Source organism: Pseudomonas sp. GZJR-8 (genome assembly GCF_002916705.1).
In the GTDB taxonomy this organism is placed as follows: Bacteria; Pseudomonadota; Gammaproteobacteria; order Pseudomonadales; family Pseudomonadaceae; genus Aquipseudomonas; species Aquipseudomonas synxantha_A.
This window is the reverse complement of record NZ_JXSI01000013.1, coordinates 75,296-101,194: the sequence shown is the minus strand read 5'-3', so window position 1 is coordinate 101,194 and position 25,899 is coordinate 75,296. Positions and strand designations below refer to the sequence as shown.

The window sequence follows — 25,899 nt, the reverse complement described above, 5'->3', positions numbered from 1 at the left end:
TGATCCACCGCCATCGGGAGCAAGCCCCCTCCCACAGCGTTTTACTTATCCTTGAACTCCGGCGCCCGCTTGGCCACGAATGCGGCCATGCCTTCCTTCTGATCCTGGGTCGCAAACGCCGCGTGGAACACCCGGCGCTCAAAGCGCACGCCTTCGGACAGGCTGACTTCAAAGGCGCGGTTCACGCTCTCCTTGACCATCATGCTGATCGGCACTGACTTACTGGCGATCAGGGCAGCGACTTTCAGCGCTTCTTCCAGCAACTCATCGGCCGGCACGATACGCGCCACGATCCCGCAACGCTCGGCTTCGACGGCGTCGATAAAGCGCCCGGTCAGGCACATTTCCATGGCCTTGGCCTTGCCCACGGCGCGGGTCAGGCGCTGGGTGCCGCCCATGCCCGGCAGCACGCCGAGGTTGATTTCCGGCTGGCCGAACCTGGCACTGTCACCGGCCAGGATAAAGTCGCACATCAACGCCAGTTCACAGCCGCCACCGAGGGCAAAGCCATTCACCGCCGCAATGATCGGCTTGCGGCGGTTGGCCACACGGTCACTGTCGCTGAACAGGTCGTCCATGTAGATCTGCGGGTAAGTCAGCTCGGCCATTTCCTTGATGTCGGCGCCGGCCGCAAAGGCTTTTTTCGAGCCGGTGAGCACGATGCAGCCGACCTCTGGGTTGGCCTCCAGGTTATCCAGCGCCTGGTTCAGTTCGCTGACCAGTTGCGCGTTCAAGGCGTTCAACGCCTGCGGGCGGTTGAGGGTAATCAGCCCGACGCGGCCCTGGACGTCAAGCAGGATGGTTTCATAACTCATGTATCGGCTCCTTATAGATTGCGTGAGATGACCATGCGTTGAATATCGCTGGTGCCTTCGTAAATCTGGCAGACCCGCACATCGCGGTAGATCCGCTCCAAGGGGAAGTCGCTCAGGTAACCGTAACCGCCCAGGGTTTGCAAGGCGGCCGAACAGACTTTCTCGGCCATTTCCGAAGCAAACAGCTTGGCCATGGACGCCTCCACCAACGCCGGCTTGCCGCTGTCACGCAGGGCCGCGGCGTAATGCACCATCTGCCGGGCCACGGCAATTTGCGTGGCCATGTCCGCCAGGCGAAAGGCGACGGCCTGGTGCTCGATCAACGGTTTGCCGAAGCTTTCCCGCTCACGGGCATAGTCGCGGGCTGCTTCGAAGGCGGCGCGGGCCATGCCCACCGACTGGGAAGCGATGCCGACACGGCCACCCTCAAGGTTGGCCAGGGCGATCTTGTAACCCTCGCCCTCCTCGCCCAGGCGATTGGCCACGGGCACCTTCACGTCTTCAAACAGGATCTGGCACGTGTCGGAAGCATGTTGCCCGAGCTTGTCTTCGACTCGCGCCACGGTGTAGCCCGCAGAGTCAGTGGGTACGATGAAGGCACTGATCCCGCGCTTGCCCGCTGCCGGGTCGGTGACGGCAAACACAATCACGATCCCGGCGTTTTGCCCGGAGGTGATGAACTGTTTGCAGCCATTGAGCACATAGTGATCGCCTTCAAGGCGTGCACGGGTCTTCAAGCTGCTGGCATCGGAACCGGCCTGGGGTTCGGTCAATGCGAAGGCACCGAGCATGGTGCCACTGGCCAGGGGCGTGAGGAATTGGGCCTTTTGCTGGTCATTGCCGAATTTGAGGATCGGCACGCAGCCCACCGAGTTGTGCACGCTCATGATGGTCGAGCACGCGCCGTCACCTGCGGCGATTTCTTCCAGGGCCATGGCGTATGCCAGGTAGCCGGTGTCGCAACCGCCCCACTGTTCCGGCACCAACATGCCGAAAAAGCCCAGTTCGGCCATTTCAGCGATGGCTTCCTTGGGAAAGCGATGCTCGCGATCCCATTCGGCGGCGAACGGCTTCAAGCGTTCCTGGGCAAATTGCCGGGCGGCGTCGCTGATTTGCAGTTGTTCGTCATTGGGCAGCATAAGTCATCCTTAGTAGAGGCATTCAACGGCCATGGCCGTGGCTTCACCGCCGCCGATACAAATGGCCGCGACGCCACGCTTGAGGCCCTTCTGGCGCAAGGCCGACAGCAGTGTCACCAGGATCCGCGCACCCGAAGCACCAATAGGATGGCCCAGGGCGCAGGCACCACCATGCACGTTGACCTTGTCGTGAGGGATCGCAAGCTTGCTCATGGTTACCAGGCTGACCACGGCAAAGGCTTCGTTGATTTCGAACAGGTCGACGTCTTCCAGGCGCCAGCCAGTCTTGCTCATCAACGTGCGTATCGCCCCCACCGGCGCCACCGGAAACAGCCCCGGCTCATCGGCAAACGCGGCGTGCCCGTGGATCACCGCCAACGGCTTGAGGCCACGTTTAAGGGCGTCCGACTCGCGCATCAGCAGCAATGCCGCGGCGCCGTCGGAGATCGAGCTGGAATTGGCCGCGGTGACGGTGCCGCCTTCACGGAACGCCGGCTTCAGGCTGGCGATCTTGTCCAGCCTGGCTTTAGGCGGTTGTTCATCGTGCAGGATGGTTTTTTGTTCCTTACCCACGGTGACCTGCACCGGGACGATCTCGCTGGCGAAGCTGCCATGGGTGATGGCCTCCTGCGCGCGCGTCAGGGACGCGATGGCGAAGGCATCCTGAGCTTCCCGGGTAAAGCCGTTGTGCTCGGCGCAGTCTTCGGCAAAGGTGCCCATAAGGCGGCCCTTGTCGTAGGCGTCCTCCAGGCCATCGAGAAACATATGGTCAAGCACCTTGCCGTGCCCCATGCGGTAGCCGCTGCGCGCACGATCCAGCAGGTACGGTGCGTTAGACATGCTTTCCATGCCGCCGGCGATCACCACATCGACGCTGCCGGCGCGCAATGAGTCGTGGGCGAGAATCGTCGCCTCCATGCCCGAGCCGCACATCTTGTTCAGGGTGGTGCAGCGGGTGGACTTGTCCAGGCCGGCGCCCAGGGCCGCCTGGCGTGCAGGTGCCTGCCCGAGCCCGGCCGGCAGTACGCAGCCAAACAACACCTCGTCCACCGCATCGGTGGCGATACCGGCGCGTTCAACGGCGGCACGAATCGCTGCGGCGCCCAGCTGCGGTGCGGTCAGGCTTTTGAGGTCGCCCTGGAACCCGCCCATGGGCGTGCGCACGGCGCTGACAATCACAATAGGGTCGTTCATACAGGCACTCCTTACTTGGCGGCCATACGCAAGGCACCGTCGAGACGGATCACCTCACCATTGAGCATGCTGTTTTCAAGGATATGTCGCACCAGCGCGGCATATTCGGCGGGTTTGCCCAGGCGCGGTGGAAACGGCACGCCAACGGCCAGGGAGTCGCGAACTTCCGGAGTCATGCCGGCCATCATCGGGGTTTCGAAAATGCCCGGAGCGATGGTCATCACGCGGATGCCGAAACGCGCCAGTTCCCGAGCGGCGGGCAAGGTCAAACTGGCAATCGCACCTTTGGACGCGGCATACGCGGCCTGGCCGATCTGCCCATCGAATGCCGCCACCGAGGCGGTATTGATGATCACACCGCGCTCGCCGTCAGCATTCGCTTCGGTTTCTGCGATCGCCGCAGCGGCCAGGCGCAAGAGGTTGAAGCTGCCGATCAGGTTGACGTTGATCACCTGGGCAAAGCTGGCCAGCCCATGCGGGCCGTTCTTGCCAAGGATTTTCTCGCCGCGCACGACACCGGCGCAGTTGATCAGGCCATGCAAACCACCAAACGCCTCCACCGCTGCCTTCACGGCAGTTTCGGCAGCGGCTTCCTGGCAGATATCTGCCACGGTGCTACGAGCGTTGTCGCCCAGTTGCGTGGCCTTGGCGGCAACGGCGTCAGCGTTCAAGTCCACCAGCATGACTTTGGCGCCGGCCGCGATGAGCATGTCAGCCGTGGCCGCGCCGAGGCCAGAAGCACCGCCGCTGACCAGAAATACCTTGTTTTCAATCTGCATCGTTGTTTCCTTTGAAAGGGATCAAGCCACGGCCGCCTGGGCCTTGGCTATTTCCTGATTGCGCAAAATGAAGCGTTGCAGCTTGCCGCTCGGGGTTTTGGGCAAGTCGCTGACAAATTCGATTTCCCGTGGGTAAGCATGGGCGGCCAGGCGCTGGCGTACATGCAGGCGCAGCTCTTCGGCCAGTTCCGGGGTGGCGCGGTATTGCTCGCTGATCACCACGAAGGCTTTCACCAGTTCAGTACGCTCAGGGCATGGTTTGCCGACCACGGCGGCCTCGACCACCGCCGGGTGTTCGACCAGGGCGCTTTCGACATCGAATGGCCCCACGCGGTAGCCGGAAGTGGTAATCACGTCATCGCTGCGCCCGACAAAACTGATACTGCCGTCGGGGTTCAATTCCACCGTATCGCCACTGAGGTAGTACTTGCCGACGAAGGCTTTGGTCTTCACACCGTCGTAGCCGGCAAACCAGCACATCGGCGATTGCTCGCGGTCGATGGCCAGAATGCCGGGCTGCCCGGCTGGCAGTTCCTGGTGGTTGTCATCCAGCACCACGATGCGGTGCCCGGGCGAAGCGAACCCCGCCGAGCCCACATGCACCGGATGCGTCAAGCCGTGGTGATTGCACAAGACCATGCCCAGCTCGGTCTGGCCGTAGTGGTCGTGGATGGTCACCTCCAGGTTGTCGGCGAACCAGCGGATCACCTCCGGGTTCAACGGCTCGCCGGCACTGCTGACGATGCGCAGCTTGCCCTTGATTGAACGGGCGAACTGCTCGCCGCCGGCAATCAGCAATCGATACGCCGTGGGCGAGCCGGTCAGGTTGGTGATCGCGTATTTATTGATGACCCGGCAGGTGCTTTCCAGGGTGAACGGGCCGTCGTAGAAGGTAATCGGATGCCCCATGGACAACGGCCCGGTCACACCGAAATAGATGCCATAGGCCCAACCGGGGTCGGCGACGTTCCAGAACGCGTCTTCAGGGCGCAAGTCCACGGCGTCGCGCATATAGCCCTGGAACGCGACAATGGCTTTGAGCGGCACCGAGAGTGCTTTGGAGGGACCGGTGGTGCCCGAAGTGAACATCAGCAGGAACGGATCCTCCGCGCCCAGCAACACCGGCTCGCAGACGTTGGAGTAGTTGGGCAGCTCAGCCCAGAAGCTATAGTCGCCACGCACGATGCCCTCGCCCTTGGCGCCGGTGACCGTGACAATGGTCGGGCAGCCGGCGACTTCGGCCAGCTTGGGGCGGTTCACCGCGTCGGTGACCACCAGCGCCGCGCCGGAGCTGGTCAGGCGATGTTCAATGGCCTTGGGGCCGAAGGCAGTAAACAGCGGCTGATACACCGCGCCGATGCGCCAGGTTGCGAACACCACCACCAGCAACTCGGCCGTACGTGGCAGCAGGCCCGCCACCTTGTCGCCGCGCTTGACGCCCTGGGCCAGGAGGAAATTGGCGAAGCGTGCGGCCTGATCCTGCAATTCAGTAAAGGTCGACGTGGCGCTGCGCCCGTCCCGACCCTCCCAGAACAACGCGATGCGCCCTGGCAGCGCGTGGCGGTCACAGCACTCCACGCAGGCATTGAGCGCCTGCAGGTTGCCAGCCAGTGCGGCATCGACAGTGCGCTGATAATCAAACTCGGTGGTGGCGGCCAAATACTCACGCATCGTTTCAATCCTTCTGTATTTTTATTTTCAGGACTTTTTAACTGGATAAATCGGCTGAAATAGTCGCTCCAGAGCGTTGCAGGGGCAATGGTCAAAGCCTTCAACTTGGCTGACTGGTTTGGCCAATCCTGCTATCGGCGGCTACGCCGATCATTGGTCCCACCGATCAAACGGTCGATCCAAGTGATTGGACGCTCTGCAAGCCAGCTTCTACCCTGATGCCTGCACCCTCACAGAAGCCTGCCATGATCGTTCGCCCCAAGCCCAACCTGCTGGGCATCCTGTTTTCCCTCAAGGGCTCGATTGCCAAGCGCATTGCCTGGCGCAGCCTGTTGGTCACGCTGCTGGCTTCAGTCATCGTGCTGGTGGAAACCCTGCACCCCGCCTATTTTTCCAAGGTCAACGCTACGCCCTTTACCTTGCTGGGCTTGTCGTTGTCGATTTTCATGAGTTTTCGCAACAACGCCTGCTACGACCGCTGGTGGGAAGGCCGCAAGCAACTGGGACAGATGATCATCGAGGTACGCTCGCTGATTCGTGAAACCCAGGTGCTCGGCGATACCCCCGAGCGGGCCGGGCTGTTGCGTGAGCTATGCGGTTTTGCCCATGGCTTGATCGCGCATTTGCGCCATGAAGATGAGGTGCGCGCCATACAGCCCTGGGTTACCGTGCGCGCGAGCCACCCCAACTTGCCTGACAGCGTGCTGCAGATGCTCGGTGCGCGGTTGTGCGTTCTGGCCCGGCAGGGTGTGATCAGTGAATGGCGCTACACCCAGCTGGAAGCTCGGCTAGTCGGCCTCAGCCAGGTGCAGGCGTCCTGTGAGCGCATCAAGACCACCCCGCTGCCCTTCCCCTACACCTTGCTGCTACACCGCACCATTTACCTGTTCTGCATCCTGTTACCCTTCGCCATGGCCGAACCGCTGGGCTGGTTGACGCCGGTGTTCACTGCAATCGTCAGCTACACCTTCTTTGGTCTGGATGCGATCGGCGATGAATTGGAAGACCCGTTTGGCTTTGACGAAAACGACCTGCCGTGCGATGCCATCCTGCGAACCCTGGAGCGCGAGATCCTGGCGGCCCTCGGTGAAGTCGACTTGCCTGCTGCGCCGCAACCGGTGGAGTACGTGCTGACCTGACGCCGGTTTGACACTGGCCCTGCACTGACCGAAGCTGATGGCTTTGCACTAGCAACCACAGCTTTCGGACGCCCGCATGTCAAAGTCACGCCGTAACTCCATCATCGGCCTGTGCGCCCTGTTGTTGATCGTGTCGATCACTTGGTTTTTCTCTCGTCCCCCTCAAGTCACCGTGGCGCCCGCCATTGCCCACGGTTATTCCAAGGCGTTGAAACAGGCCCAAAACGGTGAGCCGGGCGCTGCGCGCGTGTTGTACCAACAGTTGGGACGGCCTGATCTGTCGCCTGAGCGCCGTGCCGCCCTGCACGCCCAATTGCCCAATTACCCCAGCCCCCAAGCGCTGAAGCTGGCGGATAAAGACCTGGCCGATGAATCTGCAATGGTTCGCGAAGCGGCGATCCACAGCATCGTCGGCCTGGTACCTAGCGGCCAGCGCACCCTGTTGCTCGGTCCGGTACTGGATGATCCCGAACAGGCTGTGCGCTTTGCTGCGGCCAATGCCCTGCTCGGTCTGTCGCCGGACACCCTGGGCTTGTATTTCGGCCCCTTGCAGCAGGTACTCGACGAGTTTGTGAAAACCCTCAAGGCCCAGCCCGAAACCGCTGAAGGCTGGATCCAACTGGCGCGCCTGTACATCCACAGCGCGATGCTGGCACCGGCGCAAGACGCTCTGGAACAGGCAATGCGCCTGGAACCGGACAACCTGCAAGCAGGCGTGGCGCAAATCGAACTGCTGGACAAGCAAGGCAAGAGCGAGGAGTCGCGCCAACTGTTGGCGCAGCAATTGGCGGCGCATCCGGAGTCGGCCTACCTGCAACACGCGTTGGGCATGTGGTTGCTGCACCACGGCGAGCGCCCCTATGCCTTGCTCGGCCTGTCCAAGGCGGTGGAGCTTGAGCCGGACAACCAGGATTATCGCTTTGACCTGGCCACCACACTGCACGACCAGGATGAACTGGAGGCGGCCCAGCGCCAGTTGGAAGAGATCGTTCAGCGCCACCCGGCCAATCGCAAAGCACGTGTACTGCTGGTCAATTACTGGAAAGAGAGCGGCCAATTGCAGAACGTCCAGGTGCTGCTGGCACAGTTGGAGCAGCAGAACCCGGATGATCCAGCCTTACAGCAAGGCCTGTAGGAACGAGCTTGCGCGCTCCTACACGACTGCAATTCTTAAGAAACGTTGAACCGCCACATGCCGATACGGTCAAGTGAATATGGCGCGCCCCTTCGGCGTGCACCCAACTTGTACGTGACCTGAGGGCACTTCTTGTCTACATCCAATGCGCTTTTTAGTGAAAAGGCGGCCACCGGCATCGAAGGTCTTGATGACATTCTTTCCGGCGGGCTATCACGTAGCCATTTGTTTCTCCTTGAAGGTGAGCCGGGCACCGGTAAAACCACCGTCGCCCTGCACTTCTTGCAGGCAGGGGCGAAAAACGGTGAAAAATCGCTGTATATCACCTTGTCAGAAACCGAGCGGGAACTGCGCCAAGGTGCCAAGTCCCACGGTTGGGACCTGGACGACAACATCCATATCTTCGAATTGACCCCGCCCGAAAGCTTGCTCAATGCAGAGCATCAGCAGAGCTTGCTGTATTCCTCCGACCTGGAGCTGGGCGAAGCCACTCGGCAGATTTTCGAAGTGGTGGAACGCGTCAAACCGACCCGCGTGGTAGTCGACAGCCTGTCGGAGATCCGTCTGCTGGCGCAAAGCTCGCTGCGCTATCGCCGGCAAATCCTGGCGATCAAGCACTACTTCGTGCGTTATGACGCCACGGTACTGCTGCTCGATGACCTGACCACCGAGTCTCTCGACAAAACCGTGCACAGCGTGGCTCACGGCGTCATCCGCCTGGAAGAGTTAACCCCTGACTACGGCGCCGAACGCCGTCGTGTGCGAATCGTGAAGTACCGCGGGCAGAAATACCGGGGCGGCTTCCACGACTTCACCATCATGGGAGACGGTGTACATGTGTTCCCGCGTCTGGTAGCGGCCGAGCACCGTGGTGGCTATGTACGGCAAACCATGAGCAGCGGCATTGCCGAACTGGATGCCTTGATGGGCGGCGGTGTCGAGACCGGCTCCAGCAGTCTGATCCTCGGTCCGGCCGGTACCGGCAAATCCTTGATCTCGATGATTTTTGCCGCCGCCGCCGTAGAGCGCGGAGAAAAGGCGGCACTGTTCATCTTTGACGAAGAGATGGGTCTGCTGTTCGAGCGCATGAGGAACATGGGTATTGACCTGGAGGCTATGCAAGCGACCGGCAATCTGTTGATCGAACAGGTGGACGCCGCCGAGTTGTCCCCGGGTGAGTTTTCCCATCGGGTACGACGTTGTGTGGACGAACGCGGCATCAAGACGGTGGTAATTGACAGTATCAATGGTTATCAAGCGGCGATGCCGGAAGAAAATGCACTGATCCTGCATATGCACGAACTGCTGCTCTATCTCAACCGCCGCGGCGCTGCGACCTTTATGACCGTTGCCCAGCACGGCCTGGTCGGCGATATGCAAACCCCGGTAGACATCACCTACCTGGCCGACACCGTTATCCTGCTGCGTTATTTCGAAGCACTGGGCAAGGTCCGACGCGCGATTTCCATTATCAAGAAACGCACCGGTTCCCACGAATCGACCATACGCGAATACCGTATCAGCAGTCGCGGCATGACCGTAGGCCAACCCCTGGATAATTTCCAGGGCGTGTTGCGCGGCATTCCGACCTACATGGGCGCCGGTTCACCCCTGCTCAAGGAAGAGGACGTGTGACCCCGCCTCCTTCTGCCTTCGAACGAGCCATCATCCTTGCGCCCCTGGGGCGAGACAGCTCACTCGCGCTGATGATGCTCAATGAAGCCGGTTACCAAGGTGTGGTTGCCGGCAGTCTTGAGGATTTGTGCGCAGCGCTGAACGAGGGTGCCGGCCTGCTCATCATTGCGGCTGAAGCCTTGCGTGGCGTGAACCTGGAACCTTTGCTGGAGTTCCTGCACCGACAGCCGGCCTGGTCGGACCTGCCCATTGTGTTGATGACCCATCACGGCGGCAGTGAACAAAATGGCTCTTCACACTTGAGCGGGCTACTGGGCAACGTCACGTTCCTTGAGCGCCCATTCCATCCTGTGACGCTTATCAGTCTGGTCAGTACTGCACTGCGCGGTCGTCGACGCCAATACGAAGCGCGCGACCGGCTGATCGACTTGAGCCAGAGCGAACTGCGTTTGCAGCGCACCCTGGAAACCCTCGAACAGCAAGTGGAAGAACGCACTGCGCAACTGCGCAACAACGAAGAAGCGTTGCGCCAATCGCAGAAAATGGAAGCCGTCGGCCAGTTGACCGGCGGTATCGCCCATGACTTCAACAATATGCTCACCGGAATTATCGGCAGCCTGGAATTGCTGCGCAGGCGCGTGTCCCGCGGCAAGCTGGATGACCTGGACAGCCTGATCGACCTGGGCGTGACCTCCGCCAACCGTGCGGCCAGCCTTACCCACCGACTGTTGGCGTTCTCCCGTCGACAATCGCTGGATTCCAAACCCGTGCAGATCAATCAGTTGGTCATTTCCATGGGCGAGTTGCTGCAACGCAGCATCAACGAAAGTATCAGCTTGGACATGCGCTTGAGCGAGGTGTTGTGGACAGCCGAAGCCGACCCGAACCAACTCGAAAGCGCCCTGCTCAACCTGGTAATCAATGCACGCGACGCGATGCCCACGGGGGGCACGCTCAGGGTGGAAACCACCAATCGCCACCTCGACAGTGTCTTCACCGCCGCCTACGGCTCCCTGACACCGGGCGATTACGTAGAGCTGAGTGTCAGCGACAACGGTTGCGGCATACCGCAACACTTGATGGGCCGTGTGTTCGATCCGTTTTTCACCACCAAACCCATCGGCCAGGGCACCGGGCTGGGGCTGTCAATGATCTATGGCTTCGCTCGCCAGTCTCGTGGGCATGTGACCATCCACAGCGAAGTCAACAAAGGCACCACGGTCAGCTTGTTCCTACCGCGTTTTATCGGCGAGCCCCAAGCCCAGGAACCGCTCAATCCGACTTTGCTACCGTTTGCCAATGCAGGGGAAACGGTGTTGATCGTCGAGGATGACCCCGCAGTACGGGTGCTGGTCAGCGCCGTGCTCAAGGAACTGGGTTATGGGTTTATCGAGGCTGAGGACGCGAATACGGCGGTGCCAATCATTGAGTCCGAACAACGCATTGACCTGATGATCAGCGATGTCGGGTTACCCGGTATGAATGGCCGGCAATTGGCGGAAATCGGCCGGCAAATTCGACCTGAACTCAAGGTGTTGTTCATTACAGGCTATGCCGAACACGCAGCGGTGCGCGGTGGTTTCCTGGACCCAGGGATGCAGTTGATCACCAAGCCGTTTACGTTTGATTTATTAACGGCCACAGTACGGGAGATGATTCGGGAGTAAGGGCCTTTATCAGAACTGACAGCCCTTTCGCTGTGACGAAGGGGCTGATCATGTTTTAGCTTGCCTTAAACTTTACTGGGCGATAATAAAAGGGTATTTCCTTTCCAGACCGAGAGCCACTAATTCCTTTAGAGCTGGTTTTACTTGTGCCAAGAGATAAATTCAGCTGAAGCTGATTGTAGATCCTCTGGTTAATATCAGCGGTTGAAGCTCCGGGACTTGTCAGGTTTATATCTGCCTTTAAAGCATCAACATGTTCAGGCACGACATACGCACGAACAGGCCCTTGAAACGCCTTGACATCACGCTTTATTAATTTCCCAAACTGACTCCCAAAAGAATTGGCAGAACCATTGGCTGAGTGACACATCAACAAGCGTACATTGTTGAACTTTTCAGGGCTAATACCCGAAGCGCGAAGATGCTCCAGCAGATCAGCGGGCGTGTTCTTCTTACCATTAAAAAACATACTCATTGGCTCATCAGTGAGAAGTTGTTTAAAGTTCGGATTGACGCCATGGGCACAGATATTAAGCCTCTCCACGCCTTTATATTTATCCACATAGCAAAAAATACCATCGCCGAGCACCTTGAAGTCCTTGATTTCGCGCCCTAAATGTATTGCGCGATCATTGGCCAGGCTTTTTTCCAGGTGATTGGTTTTTTTTCTGCGGCGTACCACTTCACCGACGCCATCTGCAACATCATCTGCAACGCCCAAGCTGTCCTCAAAATACCTGGCGGTTTCAGGGGTGAAGTTTTCCAGGGGGTTGCCATAGACTTTGTTTTTGGTTACATCATAAGGTGACCATCTGCCAGTCGCCTCATCGAACTTCGCAGCGACGTTCGATATTGGCTCGCCGTTGAGCGGTTTATAAGTACCTATTGCAATATCGTGTCTATTGGAGAGCTTAAGTAAGTCGACACTGTCGGAGGATCCTGTCAACCTGCCGAACCACTGACGGCCTGTGGATACCAGTTTTCCCCCACCGTTTGTTGTCGACCTAAGCAAGTTACCCACGCCAGCTGTCGATTTGCCAGCAGTCAGGAACTTTCCGAAGTGGCTTGACCCCGCACGAGATGCTCCACTAACCGGCTTTCCTAGCCCTGCGGTGGCAGCGTATAACACGATATCAAAAATGATATCCGCAGCTGCATCTTTGTAATTGCCGTGTGCCAAATTCCACACGGCAGACCCTCCGGGTATTAAACCCAGGATCAGGTTACGAAAAAACGTCTGTTTTTCTTTTTCTTGATCAAACGTTGTTACTTCGCGAGTGGAGGCCTTCACCTCCTCCATGCCGTAGGATCCTATAATGTTTTTAGAGAGCAGCATGCCCAAAAAATTACTTCGGTCACTGGAAAATGAATCAGGTAGGAAATCTTCGTTCTCTGGGGCTCCCCGCCTAATGGCGGCGTCATCAGAGGCCGGATGTTTTTGAATGGTATCAACGGTGAATTGTTTGCCAAGACCGCCGTACTGGATTTCAGTCTCTGGACCTTGAGGCCCCTCATGGAAGGTGTCCTTCCAATCGTCTCGTTTTCGTATCGCCTTGCGTTGAGGATCAAACTCATAGTAAGTCTCGACACCGTTACGAACGGTTTTAATAATCAGTGACCTGTCTTCTTTAGGCCGTGAAAAACCGTTGGAATAGTGTAGAGCTCCCGCACGGCCTGCGATTGTTTCCGTACGCGTTGTCTGACCTTTTTCATAAAACTCCAAATCGCCCCATTCGATGTTTTTGCGGTCTTCCAGAGGTAAGTTGGAAATAAGCTTTTTGGTCACTGTACTCCAGGCCTGCGACAAATCCTCCGCGTACTGATCGAACACCTCGCTGTGTTTTGTTATCGGATCCGGCAACGTTAAAAGTTTGTTGATGACTGTTTCAGTAATCTTGGGGTTGGTGGAGTACCAACCCACCGTCAACCCTGCCTTCTTCGCCAGAAAAAGGTCCAGCAATGAATAACTGCCTTCAGGATCTAATGTAAGCGATGGAGTTAACCTGTAGCCATCCGTCCGAGTGACGTGGCTACGGATACTCTTTTCTTCAAACGGCATGTCCTCACCGAAGTGCGCCTTGAGCTCGGCCAGTGCTATAGAACGCTGCGTCGGGGGTGAGGACGTCAATACGTCAGCGGCGCTCAATATCTGCTGTTGCTCCTGACTGAATGCCTTCTGGGTTTCTTCCAGCTGTTGAGCTGTATGCTCCTTTGTTAGCGAGAGCTTGCCATGAGCTTTGCCCCATTCGCGGAGCCCAGGCAAGGCCGTCAGCGTTTGAATCTCTTGCTCATGGTCTGTAATAGGCTCAATAGCGTCGAAATTAACAATTTCGCTAAAGCTCATGCGTGTCGCGGCACCCGGACTGGTTGCTTCGAGCCGGCCTACCGCTGCCTTGAGCTTGAGCCAGTTAGCTGAGAGATAGGTCACGTCTTCGGGAATGTCTTTGACACATAGCTCTGGTGCGGCACGACTCAGTAGAAGCATTGCTGCAACTGGCGCGGCCTCTGGTGTGGTTTTGTTGGTCTGCACCAGATGATCGATCAGCCCTTGTTTGATGACGGACAAGGGCTGGTGATTGAACTCGGGCGCGGTGAGATTAAACCCGGCAATGTAATCGGGCTTTGCCTCAACCAGACTTTGTGAGTCCAGTGTCACAGCCAATACCGTCAACAATACTTCCCGTGGTGTGGAGTGTTGCGCCACCTCCCCCATTCGCTTTTTCAGCTCCGTGCCTAATTTTTGGCCCACACCGCTGTTGAGGATCCATTCTACGGTGGCGACTGGATCCCCTTGATCGAGTACGGCACGGGGGACCTGCTTTACCAATGCCCCCAACACATCAGCGCTGCCAAGCCGAGCGTCACTGCTCAAGCCAGGCAATGGCGGCTGGTTGTCAATGACTATGCGCACCAGTTCAGACTGGTCCTCGGCGGACATTGGCGTGGGCCATGCCAATGCGCCGGCAAAGTTTCCGTCGGTTGTTTGAGGCAATGCAGGGGAGCCCAGAACATGGATCAGATTTTTCAGTTCGTCCACATTATTTGGCACGTACCAGCCGTTTGCATGAAGCAGGTCTTGCAGACTGGCGTCGGGCTGTTGAGTGTCTTGTCGGTAGGATGAGTCTGGGTGGGCCGAGACCCGTGTATCGGCCAGATACCCGGCAAGGAACTGAGGATGGACGTGGTTGAATTTCTTCAGTTTTTCAAGCAACGCGAATTTGTTGGCGCTATCGCCTAGCTCGCGCTTTTGCTGTTCCAGTATCTCGGGCGATTGAGCGCCAAGATCGACATAAGTCTCAGCGCCCAACACATCGAATTCCTGATTATGTTCAAGCTGCGTGGCTCGGGCGAGCACTTCTTCTTTTCTGTAAGGCAGCAGTACCTCAGCATAAAATCGAGCAACCAGAATCAACGGCGCCAGCTCTGGGCGGGTTGGCGCGTCGACGGTGGAAGACCCCAACGCTTTCGCGGCCACCATGATCGGGCCCGTAGCCTCCCGCCAGCCGGGGCCTTGTTCCGAACCGCGCAATTCAGTACGTTCGCCATTGATCGTAACGGTCAGCACGTCACTGTGAGGGTTGATGGTGATGGCTTGTGAGGTATCGATATTCTTCGATTTCGCCCATTCCAGGAAAACCGGGCTATGGGTAGCGTTGTACAGTTGCTGCCACCATGCGCCAAACCGCGAGTCATTAGGAATATTGTCAATTGTTTCATCGCCCGTGTTTGTCTGCGTTGCTTGGCGTATGGCACTCGCATAAAGCTCCAACAGCCGCCTATCGCCAGTTTCCCCGGTGGCTTGGGCTTGTTGTATGGGCGCCTCGATAGAAAGCGGGTGCGAGTTCATTACCGGATCAGACAGGCGGTTGCTTGAGGAAATATTGGATAGGGTCATGGGTCAACCTTCTGAAAGACAAATTAATAAAGTCAGTGATGAATGTGGCTCATCGCCGACGAGATTAATGGGCTGAATCTGTCAGAAGGTTCCGATCAGGATATATAAAGCAACGATATTTCGACGCCGCCTTGGCAAAAGGCCGTCATGACAGGCTGAAATATACTTTCGTTATGTCATCCGACATTGTTACCACTTTCCTCGCTTAAAAAACCAAGATCGATATGAATGTTGCCACTACCTTTTTGCTTGAGTCAGCCTTTCACCGGGTGAGCAGAGTTGCCCAACCTGAAGTTATTACTCCATGGGTTGATGTTGGACTCATCCGCGAGGATTTTCCCTCGCGGTGGAGGACGTGTACTTATGCAAGCAAACGCTGGATATGCTCTTGCAACGTATCCAAATCAAACGGCTTGGCGAGGATAGGTGCATTGCGCGTGATCGGGCTGTTGCAGTCGAGGATTTCCTGCGGGTAGCCGCTGATAAAAATCACTTTCAATTCCGGTCGCAGCTTGAGCGCCGGCTCGGCAATCTGCACCCCGGAAATCCCGCCAGGCAGGCGATAATCGGTGACCATCAGGTCCAGGTGCGGCTTGGTCGCAAGGATTTCGAAGGCCTGCTCCCCATTGATCGCTTCCAAGACCCGGTAGCCCAAACCTGCCAGGTATTCACCCAGCACAAACATAATGGATTCGTCATCCTCGACGATCAGTACGACATCTTGCGCATCTTCACTCATGGGAAGCCTTTGTCCGGTCAATTGCTGCAGTTACGACCATGGGGTCACGCAGAGGTTGCGTTGAGCTGACGATTGATTTCACGCAGCCGCCTCAAGGGGCAGGCACACCCGAAACAGGGCGCCCTCGCCTATCTGGCTCTCGACCTCAATGGTGCCGCCATGGGCGGCAACAATCTGCTCGGAAATAAACAGCCCCAGGCCCAGGCCAGCGGCGGCATGGTTGGCAGAAACCCGTTCGAACTGCTGAAAAATGCGCTTCTGGTTGGCTTCACTGATACCAATGCCACGGTCGCGTACTTCCACGCGCGCCTCGCCATGCTCGGTATACACCCGCACATCCACCGGGCTTTTGGCCCCGTAGCGCAGGGCATTGGTCAGCAGGTTGGTAATCACCTGCTCGATACGAAACTCATCCCAGTTGCCTTCCACAGCCTCGTCGGCCACCAACTGCATCGACGACTCGGCAGCGGCGACCTGTGGTTCGAAGTTATGTACGAGGTTGCGCACCAGTTGCGCCAGATCAAAACGCGCCGGGCGTATGGACAGCTTGCCGGTGCGGATGCGCGACACATCGAGCATGTCTTCGATCAGGCGGATCAGGCTTTTGATCTGCCGCTCATCGCGGTCGACCATCGCATGCATCTTGTCCAGGGTAAACGCGGCGGCGTTGTCACGGGCCAGGTGCATCTTGCGCAGCTGGGTCTCCAGAATCAGCCCGTTCAGAGGCGTACGCACTTCGTGGGCGACAATCGACATGAAGTCGTCTCGCATACGCACCGCCTGCTCCAGCTCGGCCTGTGTAGCTTGCAGGCGCGTAAGCAACAGCTCCTGCTCGCGGCGGCTGCGCTCTAGTTCCTCGACTTGCAGCTTCATCGCCTTGCTCTGGCGATACAGGTCGACGAACACATTGACCTTGCTCTTGACCGCGTGGATGTCCAGCGGCTTGTGCAGGAAATCTACCGCCCCGCTTTCATAGCCCTTGAAGGCATAGTTGAGTTCGCGGCCGGCGGCGCTGACGAACACAATGGGAATGTTCTTGGTCTTTTCGGTGCCGCGCATCAGTTCGGCCAGTTCGAAACCGTTCATCCCGGGCATCTGCACGTCGAGAATCGCCATGGCGAATTCGTGTTCCAGCAACAAGGACAACGCCTCGTCGGCACTCAATGCCTTGAAGACCTGGCGATCCTCGCGCTTGATCAGCGCTTCAAGGGCCAGCAGGTTTTCCGGCAGATCGTCGACGATCAGCAGTTTGGCCTGGACAGTACTTAACATGGGAAGGGTTCCAGGGAAGCCAGCAATGAGCCGATCTGGCTCAAGGAAAGAATATGGTCAGGTGTATGCAAGGCCAGGGCCGCCAGGGGCATCACGGCGATCCGTGCCTGTTTGGGGTCCTGCACGATGGTGGTGCCGCCAGATTGCTTGACGTGGGCCAGCCCCTGCGCACCGTCCTGGTTGGCGCCGGTCAACAGGATCGCCAGCAGGCGCGGCCCATACACATCGGCAGCCGAGGCAAACAGGTAGTCGATGGCCGGCCGTGAGTGGTGCACACGGTCTTCCTGGCTCAGGGACAGGCTGCGGTCATGTTCCACCGACAAGTGATAACCAGGCCCGGCAAAATACAAGGTGCCCGCTTCGACCGCCTCTTTGTCCCGGGCTTCCTTGACCGGAATGCTCAGGCGCCGCGCAAAGACTTCTGCCAACTGGCTGCGACGCTCATCCGGCAGGTGCAGCACGGCGATGATCGGCAGGCTGAAGGTCACAGGCAGCTCACCAAAAATGCTCAGCAAGGCCTCAACGCCGCCGGCGGAAGCGCCGACAACGATAGCTTCAATCCCACGCATCGGGGGGTCATGCGCCTCGCTCATGATTTTCGGTAGATCCGTTCCTGTTTGACCAAGGGTTCGAATTGCTTGCTGTAGGCAGAAAAATCCAGGGTTTCCTTGCTGCCCAAGACGAGAAAGCCACGATGACACAGCGACTCATGAAACAATCCGAATGCTCGATCCTGCAACTTTTTGTTGAAGTAAATCAATACGTTACGACATGAAATTAATTGTGTTTCTGAGAATACACTGTCGGTCGCCAAGCTGTGGTCGGCGAAGGTCACGTTCTCGCGCAGCGTCTTGTCGAAGATCGCATAATCGTAGGCTGCGGTGTAATAGTCGGCAAATGAACGCTGCCCACCTGCCTGCTGATAATTGGCTGTGTAGGCGCGAACGTTCTCAAGGGAGAAGATGCCCTGCTTGGCTTTCTCCAGCGATGCCGGATTGATGTCCGTGGCGTAGATGATCGTGCGCTCCAGCAACCCCTCTTCGCGCAACAGGATGGCCATGGAGTATACCTCCTCGCCCGTGCTGCAGCCGGCGATCCAGATCTTGATCGACGGGTAGGTCTTGAGCAGCGGTACCACTTCCTGGCGGATGGCGAGGAAGTGCGACGGGTCGCGAAACATTTCGCTCACCGGGATCGTCAAGAATTGAAGCAACTGCATGAACGCTGCCGGGTCGTGCAGCACTCGCTCCTGCAGCGCCGAAATAGTCGCGCAGTCGAACTGGCGCAAGGCGTGGGCCACGCGCCGTTTGACCGACGCACCGGAGTAGTCACGAAAGTCGTAGCTGTACTTGAGGTAAATCGCCTCAATCAACAGGCGCAGCTCAATGTCGCTGCTTTTGTCCAAAAAACACTGCTCCACTTAAATACGTTCCATCTTCGGTAGCCATACGCGAATCAGCGAGAACAGACGGTCCAGGTCAATCGGCTTGGCCAGATAGTCGTTGGACCCGGCCGCCAGGCAGCGTTCCTGATCGTCTTTCATGGCCTTGGCCGTCACCGCAATGATCGGCAGTTTTTTCCAGCGCGGGTCCTGGCGGATCAAGGCCGTGGCCTCGTAACCGTCCATCTCGGGCATCATGACGTCCATCAATACCAGGTCGACATCCTCGACTTCGTTGAGCTTGTCGATAGCTTCGCGTCCGTTACGTCCGATAACCACTACGGCGCCCTTGTGCTCCAGGGCGCTGGTCAGGGCGAAGATATTGCGTACATCGTCGTCCACCAGCAGGATCTTGCGCCCCTCGAAGACCTTGTCGCGGCTGCGGGCAGTCTTGAGCATCTTCTGGCGGTCATGGGACAGCTGGGATTCGACTTTGTGCAGAAAGAGTGTGACTTCATCCAGCAGGCGTTCAGGTGAGCGTGCACCCTTGATAATGATCGAGCGGGAATACTTGCGCAGCTCAGCTTCTTCATCGCGGGTCAGGTTGCGCCCGGTATAGACGATTACCGGCGGGAACGAGCAGATGTCTTCGGTGGCCATGCGTTTGAGCAGCTCATTGCCGAGCATATCCGGCAACTTGAGGTCGATGATCATGCAGTCGTAGATGTTGTTGCGCAGCAGGTCGAGGGCTTCCTGAGCAAAGCCTACGGCGGTGATCTCGATATCATCGTCGCCGATCAGGCGGGCAATGCTGTCACGTTGCAGATCATCGTCCTCTACCAGGAGCACGCGCTTGACCTTCTGGGTCAGCTTGGCTTCCAGGCGGGCGAACACGTCCTTGAGCTCTTCTCGAGTGGTGGGTTTGACCGCATAGCCGATGGCGCCCATGTGCATGGCAGCTTCGACGCGGTCTTCCACGGAAATCACGTGCACGGGGATGTGGCGGGTGTTGGCGTGTTCTTTGAGACGCTGCAGCACGGTCAGCCCGGAATGGTCTGGCAGGCGCATGTCCAGCAGGATCGCGTCCGGGATGTATTCCTCGGCAAGGCTGTAGCCTTCGTCGGCGCCGTGGGCGACCAGGCAGTGGTAGCCCAGCTCATGGGCCAGGTCGAACAGGATGCGCGCGAAGTTGGGTTCGTCTTCCACCACCAGGATGCAGCGGGTGCTGAAAGGGGCCTTTTCACGGTCATCGGCAAAACGTGGGATCTGCTGGGTATCAGTGACTGGCAGCGCAGAAATCTTCACCGGTGCAGGGCTTGGCGCGACCACGGCTTGGCGCGGTTGCTCGATAGGTGCTGCGTCTTCCTCACGCTCCACGTACTGCTCCGGCAATACCAGTGTGAAAATGCTGCCTTTGCCTGTTTCGCTGGTCACGCTGATGTAGCCGCCGAGCAACGCCGCCAGGTCGCGGGAAATGGACAGGCCCAGGCCGGTGCCGCCATAACGGCGATTAGTGGTGCCATCAGCCTGGCGGAAGGCTTCGAAGATGCTTTCCTGCTGGTCCAGGGCGATACCGATGCCAGAGTCGCGCACGGTAAAGGCAATGCCCTCCCCTGGCGCCCTGGAGACCGTCAGGCTGACCTCACCCTGTTCGGTGAACTTGATGGCGTTGGACAACAAGTTCTTGAGGATCTGCTCCAGACGCTGCCGGTCGGTAAACAGCAAAGTCGGTGCACCCTCCTGCACGTCCACCTCAAAGCCCAGCTTGCGATCTGCCGCCAGCGGCTCGAACATGCCCCGCAAGCCGTCGACAAGGCGTACCACACTGGAGTTCTCCGGGCGCACTTCCAGCTTGCCGGCTTCAACCTTGGAAATATCCAGAATGTCGTTGATCAGGTTGAGCAAGTCATTGCCGGCCGAATAGATCGACTCGGCAAACTTGACCTGCTCGGCGCTGAGGTTTTCCTGGGGGTTTTCTGCCAACAACTTGGCCAGGATCAACGAGCTGTTCAGTGGGGTGCGCAGCTCGTGGGACATGTTGGCGAGGAACTCGGACTTGTATTTGCTGGAGCGTTGCAACTCATCGGCGCGGTCTTCGAGCTCCAGTTGGGCCTGGTTGAGCTGGATATTCTTGCGATCCATGGCGTCGCGCTGCTCGGCCAGGGTCTGGGTCTGCGCGGCCAGTTGCTCGTTGGTCTGCTCAAGCTCGGCCTGCTGGGTTTCCAGGTGGGCCTGGGATTCCTTGAGGATACGCGACTGTTCTTCCAGCTCTTCGTTGGCGGTCTTGAGTTCTTCCTGCTGCACTTGCAGCTCTTCGTTGAGCTGTTGGGTTTCGGCCAGTACTTCCTGCAAGCGCTGGCGATAGCGGGCGGCTTCGATAGAGGTGCCGATATTGCCGGCGATCAGTTCCAGCAGTTCGACATCGCGCTCATCCAGCGCACGCAGGAAGCCCAGTTCAACCACACCGTTGACGCGGTCTTCATCGCTGGTCGGCATCACCAGCACGCTGCGGGTAGCGCCTTCGCCCAGGCCGGAGCTGACCTTGAAGTAATCCACCGGCACATCGTCCAGGCGAATCAGGCGATCCAGCTGGGCGGCCTGCCCGACGATGCCTTCGTCGCTATAGATCGACTGCTCCTGCTGCTCTTGCTCGCGGGAGAACCCATAAGTGGCCACGCGCTTGAGGCCGCCGTGCTCATCGCGCACATACAAAGCGGCAACGGCCGAGCCCATGTACTGAGCGAAGAACTGCAGGATGTTGCGCCCGAGCATGTTCAGGGTCAGCTGGCCAAGCACCTGTTCAGCCAGTTCGGTCTGGCCATTGCGTAGCCAGGCTTGCTGTTCGAGGCGTCGCGCAATCTTCTGTTGTGACGCGAGGTTCTTACTGTAACTGTCTGAAAGTGAAACTAAATTCTTTCTACCGATATAAGCAAGAAACCCACTCAGTCCCAGTACGAACACCAGGTACAGGGTGACGCTGAGCACCGTCGTGCGGGTGACCTCTTGGTTACGGGTGATGCGGAACTGCTGCTCCATCGCCACCGCGTCTTCGTACTCCCGGCGAATCTCGTCCGTCAGGCGTTTGCCACGGCCAGCCTTGACGGCGCCACGGTAGTCACCGTTCTGGCGCTGCATATCAATCATCGACTGGGCGTAGGTGTTCCACTCGTTCTGCAAGGCTTCCAGGCGTTTGAGGCGGTCGACCTGCTGGGGGTTGTCTGCCACCAGGTCTTGCAAATTACGCAGGTCGGCAATGATTCGCGGCTTGGCCACTTCATAAGGGTCGAGAAAATGCTCGTCACCGGAGATCAGAAAACCGCGCATGCCGGTCTCCAGGTCAACTGTCAGCTTGGACGTCTCATTGAGGTTATTGATGACCCGATCGGTGTGCTCCACCCACTGGATCACCGAAAGCAGATAGGTAATCAGGCAGACGAAAAATACCGCACTGAGCACCCCCACGCCCAAGGGTAGGGCCACGTTACGGCTCAACAGAGTACGAAAGCTCTTTTCATCGACGGACGACGTGGGAGTCATGGGGATGCCCTGGCCAAATGCGGAAAAACCGGGAGTTTGCCCCAAAGTTGCGCTTGAACGCTATTTTTCTAAGGCCGAAATACACAAGAAGCATCACCCGCGAGCAAAAAATACGCCATGGCTTTGCCTGTTTTACATTCGGTTATTGACGTTATTTCTCACACAGCGGAGTAGGAAGTATCGGAACCTGCCCCATCCACCCCTCCACTCAGGAGGGCGTCTCGGGACAAGGAGGCTCCATTAGGAGGGCGCATTTCCTATCCACATTTAAGGTTTATCTATCATGTTGAATATCGAGCGACGTGCTTTGTCCTCTGTGTCAAGCGCCATTCCATTCCCTGAAGAAACACAAGCCCCCGACACCCCTCAAACTCAATCGACCCTATCGTCCCCCCCTGCGCGCACCAGCCTGATACCTTCCCGGAAAACCGGTTTGGTCGCCCAGTTGGCAGACAAAGAAAATTTGAAGTCACTGGGCCAAAAGCTCCAGCAGATTGCGGCGAAACTGGGTGAAGAGGCGCAGCCCTCAGCCGTCCTCGCCGCGCTGGGCAGCACCCCGCTGGATATTCACCCTGGATCTTCCTACGCTGAAGAAGCGGGTGGCAGTGTGACCCTGGAGACCTTCATCAAGAAGTTCCTGGGGTTGCCGTTGCCCAGTAGCCATGTCCAACTCACGGGCCTCGCGTCTACGGTGACCAGCCGCTCGCTGGAAAACCCGCTGGGCAACCTGAGCGGCGCGCTGTCCTGGCCGGTGCCCTTGAGCAAAGATGAACAACAACGCTTGCGTAACATCACCCTGAATCAAGAACATGCGCTGGGTGATAAGCCGTTATTGATGCAAACCAAAGGCGGTGTATTGGAGTTCCTGCGCTACCAGCAACCCATTACCACAGGGCCTCAGGATGATCCGGCTAAAATACTGCTGGCACTGATCCGTACCCCGCAGGCACAGTTGATGGGCAAAGACCTGCAGGAGCGAATGCAAGGCCTTGCCAGCGACAGCAGCGTGACCGACTACCTCTTGGCGGGCATCACATTGCAGTTGGACCCGGAGTCGATCACCGCTCCTCATCGCAATAAAATCGCCGGTTTCGATCTGGCCAGCAACCAGCACTGGGGTAAGCCTGCGTCCACTATCATCGATAACCTGTCCAATTGGCTGATCGATAAAGGCAAAACGTCCCCGGAAATGGCCAAGGTGGGGGCCTACCTGCTGTTGGCCGGCCGTGCGCCTGAGTACCTGATCAAGGACATCCCTTCCAGCGTGAAAGTCGGCAGTGCCCTGTGGGCCCAACTGACCATCGCCGCCGCAAAAATCGAAGCCCACACACCTGGTCGGGTTCCCGGCATGACCTATGCCGAAGTGCTGATAGCAGCGGAATCCTTACCGGCCAACACCTACGCCGTTCAAACGGCCCAGCGCGATGCCCTGATACTTTGGGGTGGGGCACGAAACCTGCTGGATCGCCATAACAGCGAACCTACACCTTCACAAATCGAACAGGTCAGGGTGGCTTACAACAACCATCTGAAATCGTTGACGGATATCTCTTCTTCCATACAGGTGCCTATTCCCAATCGCACGGAGATGGCGCTTGACTGCCTGAAAGCTGAGTTTCCCGACGTAGATCCGGCGGTTTTCGAAGCCCGAGTATTGGCCATGCGTTACACCGGAGACGGCCCTCTGCGCGGTGACCCGAGAATGCGCTCCATGCTCGATATTCTGCTGGAGGGGGAGCGTCTAGGGGAAAAATACGCATGGATCACCAACGACAAACGGATTCCGATCACTGCATTCAATCGCTTTGCACGCACCGAAGAATGTGACATCACCGCAAACTTCATGGACCAATATGAAAAGGCTATAACGGCACAAAAGAAAGGCCACCATGGGATGGTCAAACATCTGATTGGCGAGCTGCCATTGGAAGATCGCAAAAACTTTGAATTCGGCAAACTTGAATACTTCTACAACGATGAATACCGCAAAACAAAGAACGGCAGATTAGAGTTGGTCAAACGTGACCGTACCTTGTATGTGAAAACCACCCGAGAAGGTGTGGAAACCCTTTACCACATCAACACCAGCACCGGCAGTATCGAGAAAAAAAACGAGCTGATCTCAAATTTCCCTGGCCTGCTCCCCGTAGAAAAAACCAATAAGGCCGGGGAACAACTCCACGCGATATCAAGGCCTTATCACCCTTTCACTAACTCGCCCGCCCCTGACTCTGCAGAAAAACCTGGCAGTGATGCGATTCCCAATAGCTTCGACTCCAGCCGAACCAATGCGATTGCCAGTTTCTACCTGGAAAAAATGGACCTCGACCGCAAGGAGTTGCTCAATTACGCCAAGAGCGTTACTTCCTTCGAGCATGATCGGATGGGCGATAGTCAGGTGGGTGAGTTCCTGCTCAATTTGATCCCATTTCGGCCTGCCGTTAACAACATTCGGCAAGGCAACTACGGCGAGGCGGTATCTGACCTGGCCTTCGATATCCTCGGATTCCTCACTTTTGGCGTGGGCAAAGCTGCGCAAGCCGGCAATGCCGCGCTCAAGGGCGTGCGGACCTTGAGTGCTGGCGCCAGGGCCGTGAAGACAGCAAAGCTCTTCGGTGCAATGGCAATTGAATCACTCAACGTACTCGGCGGTCTGGTCGGCGGGATAACCGGGGTTGGGACCGTGCTACATAAAATTGCGACCAAGGGGCTCGAATGCGTGAACATGCTCAAAGGCGCAACCGGTAGTTATGACCTGCTTAAAGCCGCCAGTAAACAGGAGGGCATCGTCGCAACCGGCACCTACAAGGTTACAGAGCAGACGGTCGAAGGCGGCGCTGTGTTTCGAGAGGGCAAGTGGTACGCCTACGACCCTATCACGCAGAAGCCTTATGGAGCTGCGCTGGATGATTTCACACCTGCGACCGTTGCCGCCAATGGTCAAATAAACAGTAACTTTATTGACTGGATAGCCAGGTATGCCGCGCCCAATCCATCCACCAGTCGCGAGATATTCAGAGACACATTAGAGAGCGCCCAGAGAAATGATAGCGTTGCCTACATGCGAGGCTTTAACTCGGGCCGGGTCGAAGATGTCCCAGGCTACCACCCAACGATGAAGCAATCGGAGGTTAGGGATCTGGCAGTCACGAAGACCAATGATCCTGAGGCGGTAGGCACATTGGCCAAGGAAATACAGAAACGCATGGCGCACACTAGCCTTGAACATTACAAAGCTTTTCAAAATGAGATAGTTGCCCAAGGGGGTAAAGCCTACGCAATGCCGCAAAACCTCTACCTCAGCCAAACGGACCTGGCTTCTAATGGGGAGTGCGCAGCTATCGTGAATACCATGGCGCTGGCGATTCTGCGCGGTCGCAGGGACCAGTTCATCAGTAACTTCATGAAAGCAGTTGGGAATGCTGACGACCCCAACGTAAAGGCTTTTCGTAAGCAACTGAACCAAATGCATCAGGTTTTGAGTAGTCAGTATCACGGTACGCAACCTTTCAGCCAATTGCCGTACACCGACATTATCGACAATCTCAGCAAGGCAACTCCTCCGACACTCTTGGCGATCAGTACCAAAGATCATGGGCTGCTCGCAGGCGTCACCCTGAACAAAAACAACGAGAAAGAATGGTTTTTCTTCAACCCCAACTTCGGGTTGGCGACGTTTGCGGATGAGGCCTCAATGCGCCGGGGGCTGGAGGTCTCTTTGAACAGTGGATGGGCCGCCGGCACGCTTAAACCCGTCGACGTTGCCAGCGGCGTACCAGAGTTCAACGTCAGTTATTTCAACGAACAGAGCTTTGTCAACACCGTGCCGTACAACGAGCCCTATCCGCTGATCACCGCAAATCTTTGACCTTCGTTTGAATCACTTGCGTCAATGGCATGG

Annotated in this window: 16 protein-coding genes; 5 read left to right on the top strand and 11 right to left on the bottom strand. The window is 57.5% G+C overall.

Features of this window, described 5'->3' with window-relative positions; translation table 11 throughout:
* Positions 1-41: 41 nt before the first annotated feature.
* From TK42_RS22495 to TK42_RS22475, 5 genes are read right to left on the bottom strand one after another with little or no spacing between them, the layout of a single operon-like run.
* Entirely contained in the window at positions 42-815 is a 774-nt protein-coding gene (locus tag TK42_RS22495; protein ID WP_103735162.1) for an enoyl-CoA hydratase, read from the bottom strand.
* Between the two features lie 11 nt (positions 816-826).
* Positions 827-1,954: an acyl-CoA dehydrogenase gene (locus TK42_RS22490; RefSeq protein ID WP_032875350.1), complete on the bottom strand. Its 1,128-nt coding sequence runs from the start codon at positions 1,952-1,954 to the stop codon at positions 827-829.
* 9 nt (positions 1,955-1,963) lie between these two features.
* A complete protein-coding gene (locus TK42_RS22485) occupies positions 1,964-3,148 on the bottom strand; it encodes an acetyl-CoA C-acyltransferase (RefSeq protein WP_103735161.1) in 1,185 nt (394 codons plus the stop codon).
* Positions 3,149-3,159: 11 nt separating this feature from the next.
* A complete protein-coding gene (locus TK42_RS22480) occupies positions 3,160-3,927 on the bottom strand; it encodes an SDR family NAD(P)-dependent oxidoreductase (RefSeq protein WP_103735160.1) in 768 nt (255 codons plus the stop codon).
* Positions 3,928-3,948: 21 nt separating this feature from the next.
* Entirely contained in the window at positions 3,949-5,598 is a 1,650-nt protein-coding gene (locus TK42_RS22475; RefSeq protein ID WP_032875355.1) for an AMP-binding protein, read from the bottom strand.
* A 245-nt stretch (positions 5,599-5,843) separates the two neighbouring features.
* Between TK42_RS22475 and TK42_RS22470 the strand changes: the two genes are divergently transcribed.
* From TK42_RS22470 to TK42_RS22455, 4 genes are all read left to right on the top strand, one after another.
* A complete protein-coding gene (locus TK42_RS22470; RefSeq protein ID WP_103735159.1) occupies positions 5,844-6,737 on the top strand; it encodes a bestrophin family protein in 894 nt (297 codons plus the stop codon).
* Between the two features lie 76 nt (positions 6,738-6,813).
* Positions 6,814-7,872: a tetratricopeptide repeat protein gene (locus TK42_RS22465; RefSeq protein ID WP_032875361.1), complete on the top strand. Its 1,059-nt coding sequence runs from the start codon at positions 6,814-6,816 to the stop codon at positions 7,870-7,872.
* A 132-nt stretch (positions 7,873-8,004) separates the two neighbouring features.
* On the top strand, positions 8,005-9,507 hold the full coding sequence (locus TK42_RS22460; protein WP_103735158.1) for an ATPase domain-containing protein: 1,503 nt from the start codon (positions 8,005-8,007) through the stop codon (positions 9,505-9,507).
* 71 nt (positions 9,508-9,578) lie between these two features.
* On the top strand, positions 9,579-11,174 hold the full coding sequence (locus TK42_RS22455) for an ATP-binding protein (RefSeq protein ID WP_228309906.1): 1,596 nt from the start codon (positions 9,579-9,581) through the stop codon (positions 11,172-11,174).
* Between the two features lie 55 nt (positions 11,175-11,229).
* Here TK42_RS22455 and TK42_RS22450 read toward each other — a convergent pair whose 3' ends face one another.
* The 6 genes from TK42_RS22450 to TK42_RS22425 all read right to left on the bottom strand — a co-directional run bounded on the left by TK42_RS22450 (position 11,230) and on the right by TK42_RS22425 (position 21,998).
* A complete protein-coding gene (locus TK42_RS22450) occupies positions 11,230-15,069 on the bottom strand; it encodes a hypothetical protein (protein ID WP_146097894.1) in 3,840 nt (1,279 codons plus the stop codon).
* Positions 15,070-15,430: 361 nt separating this feature from the next.
* Entirely contained in the window at positions 15,431-15,808 is a 378-nt protein-coding gene (locus tag TK42_RS22445) for a response regulator (RefSeq protein ID WP_103735156.1), read from the bottom strand.
* A 78-nt stretch (positions 15,809-15,886) separates the two neighbouring features.
* Positions 15,887-17,080, bottom strand: a complete 1,194-nt coding sequence (locus TK42_RS22440) for a hybrid sensor histidine kinase/response regulator (RefSeq protein WP_078821356.1) — start codon at positions 17,078-17,080, stop codon at positions 15,887-15,889.
* Positions 17,074-17,673 (bottom strand): chemotaxis protein CheB, encoded by a 600-nt coding sequence (locus TK42_RS22435; RefSeq protein WP_005788283.1) that lies wholly within the window; start codon positions 17,671-17,673, stop codon positions 17,074-17,076. The genes TK42_RS22440 and TK42_RS22435 overlap by 7 nt, the downstream gene beginning before the upstream one ends.
* Positions 17,670-18,500 (bottom strand): protein-glutamate O-methyltransferase CheR, encoded by an 831-nt coding sequence (locus TK42_RS22430; protein WP_171905487.1) that lies wholly within the window; start codon positions 18,498-18,500, stop codon positions 17,670-17,672. Before TK42_RS22430 ends, TK42_RS22435 begins: the two co-directional genes overlap by 4 nt.
* Positions 18,501-21,998 (bottom strand): response regulator, encoded by a 3,498-nt coding sequence (locus TK42_RS22425; RefSeq protein ID WP_032875383.1) that lies wholly within the window; start codon positions 21,996-21,998, stop codon positions 18,501-18,503.
* A 283-nt stretch (positions 21,999-22,281) separates the two neighbouring features.
* On the opposite strand from TK42_RS22425, the gene TK42_RS22420 reads away from it, so the two are divergent.
* Positions 22,282-25,866, top strand: a complete 3,585-nt coding sequence (locus TK42_RS22420; RefSeq protein WP_146097893.1) for a hypothetical protein — start codon at positions 22,282-22,284, stop codon at positions 25,864-25,866.
* Positions 25,867-25,899: the final 33 nt, after the last annotated feature.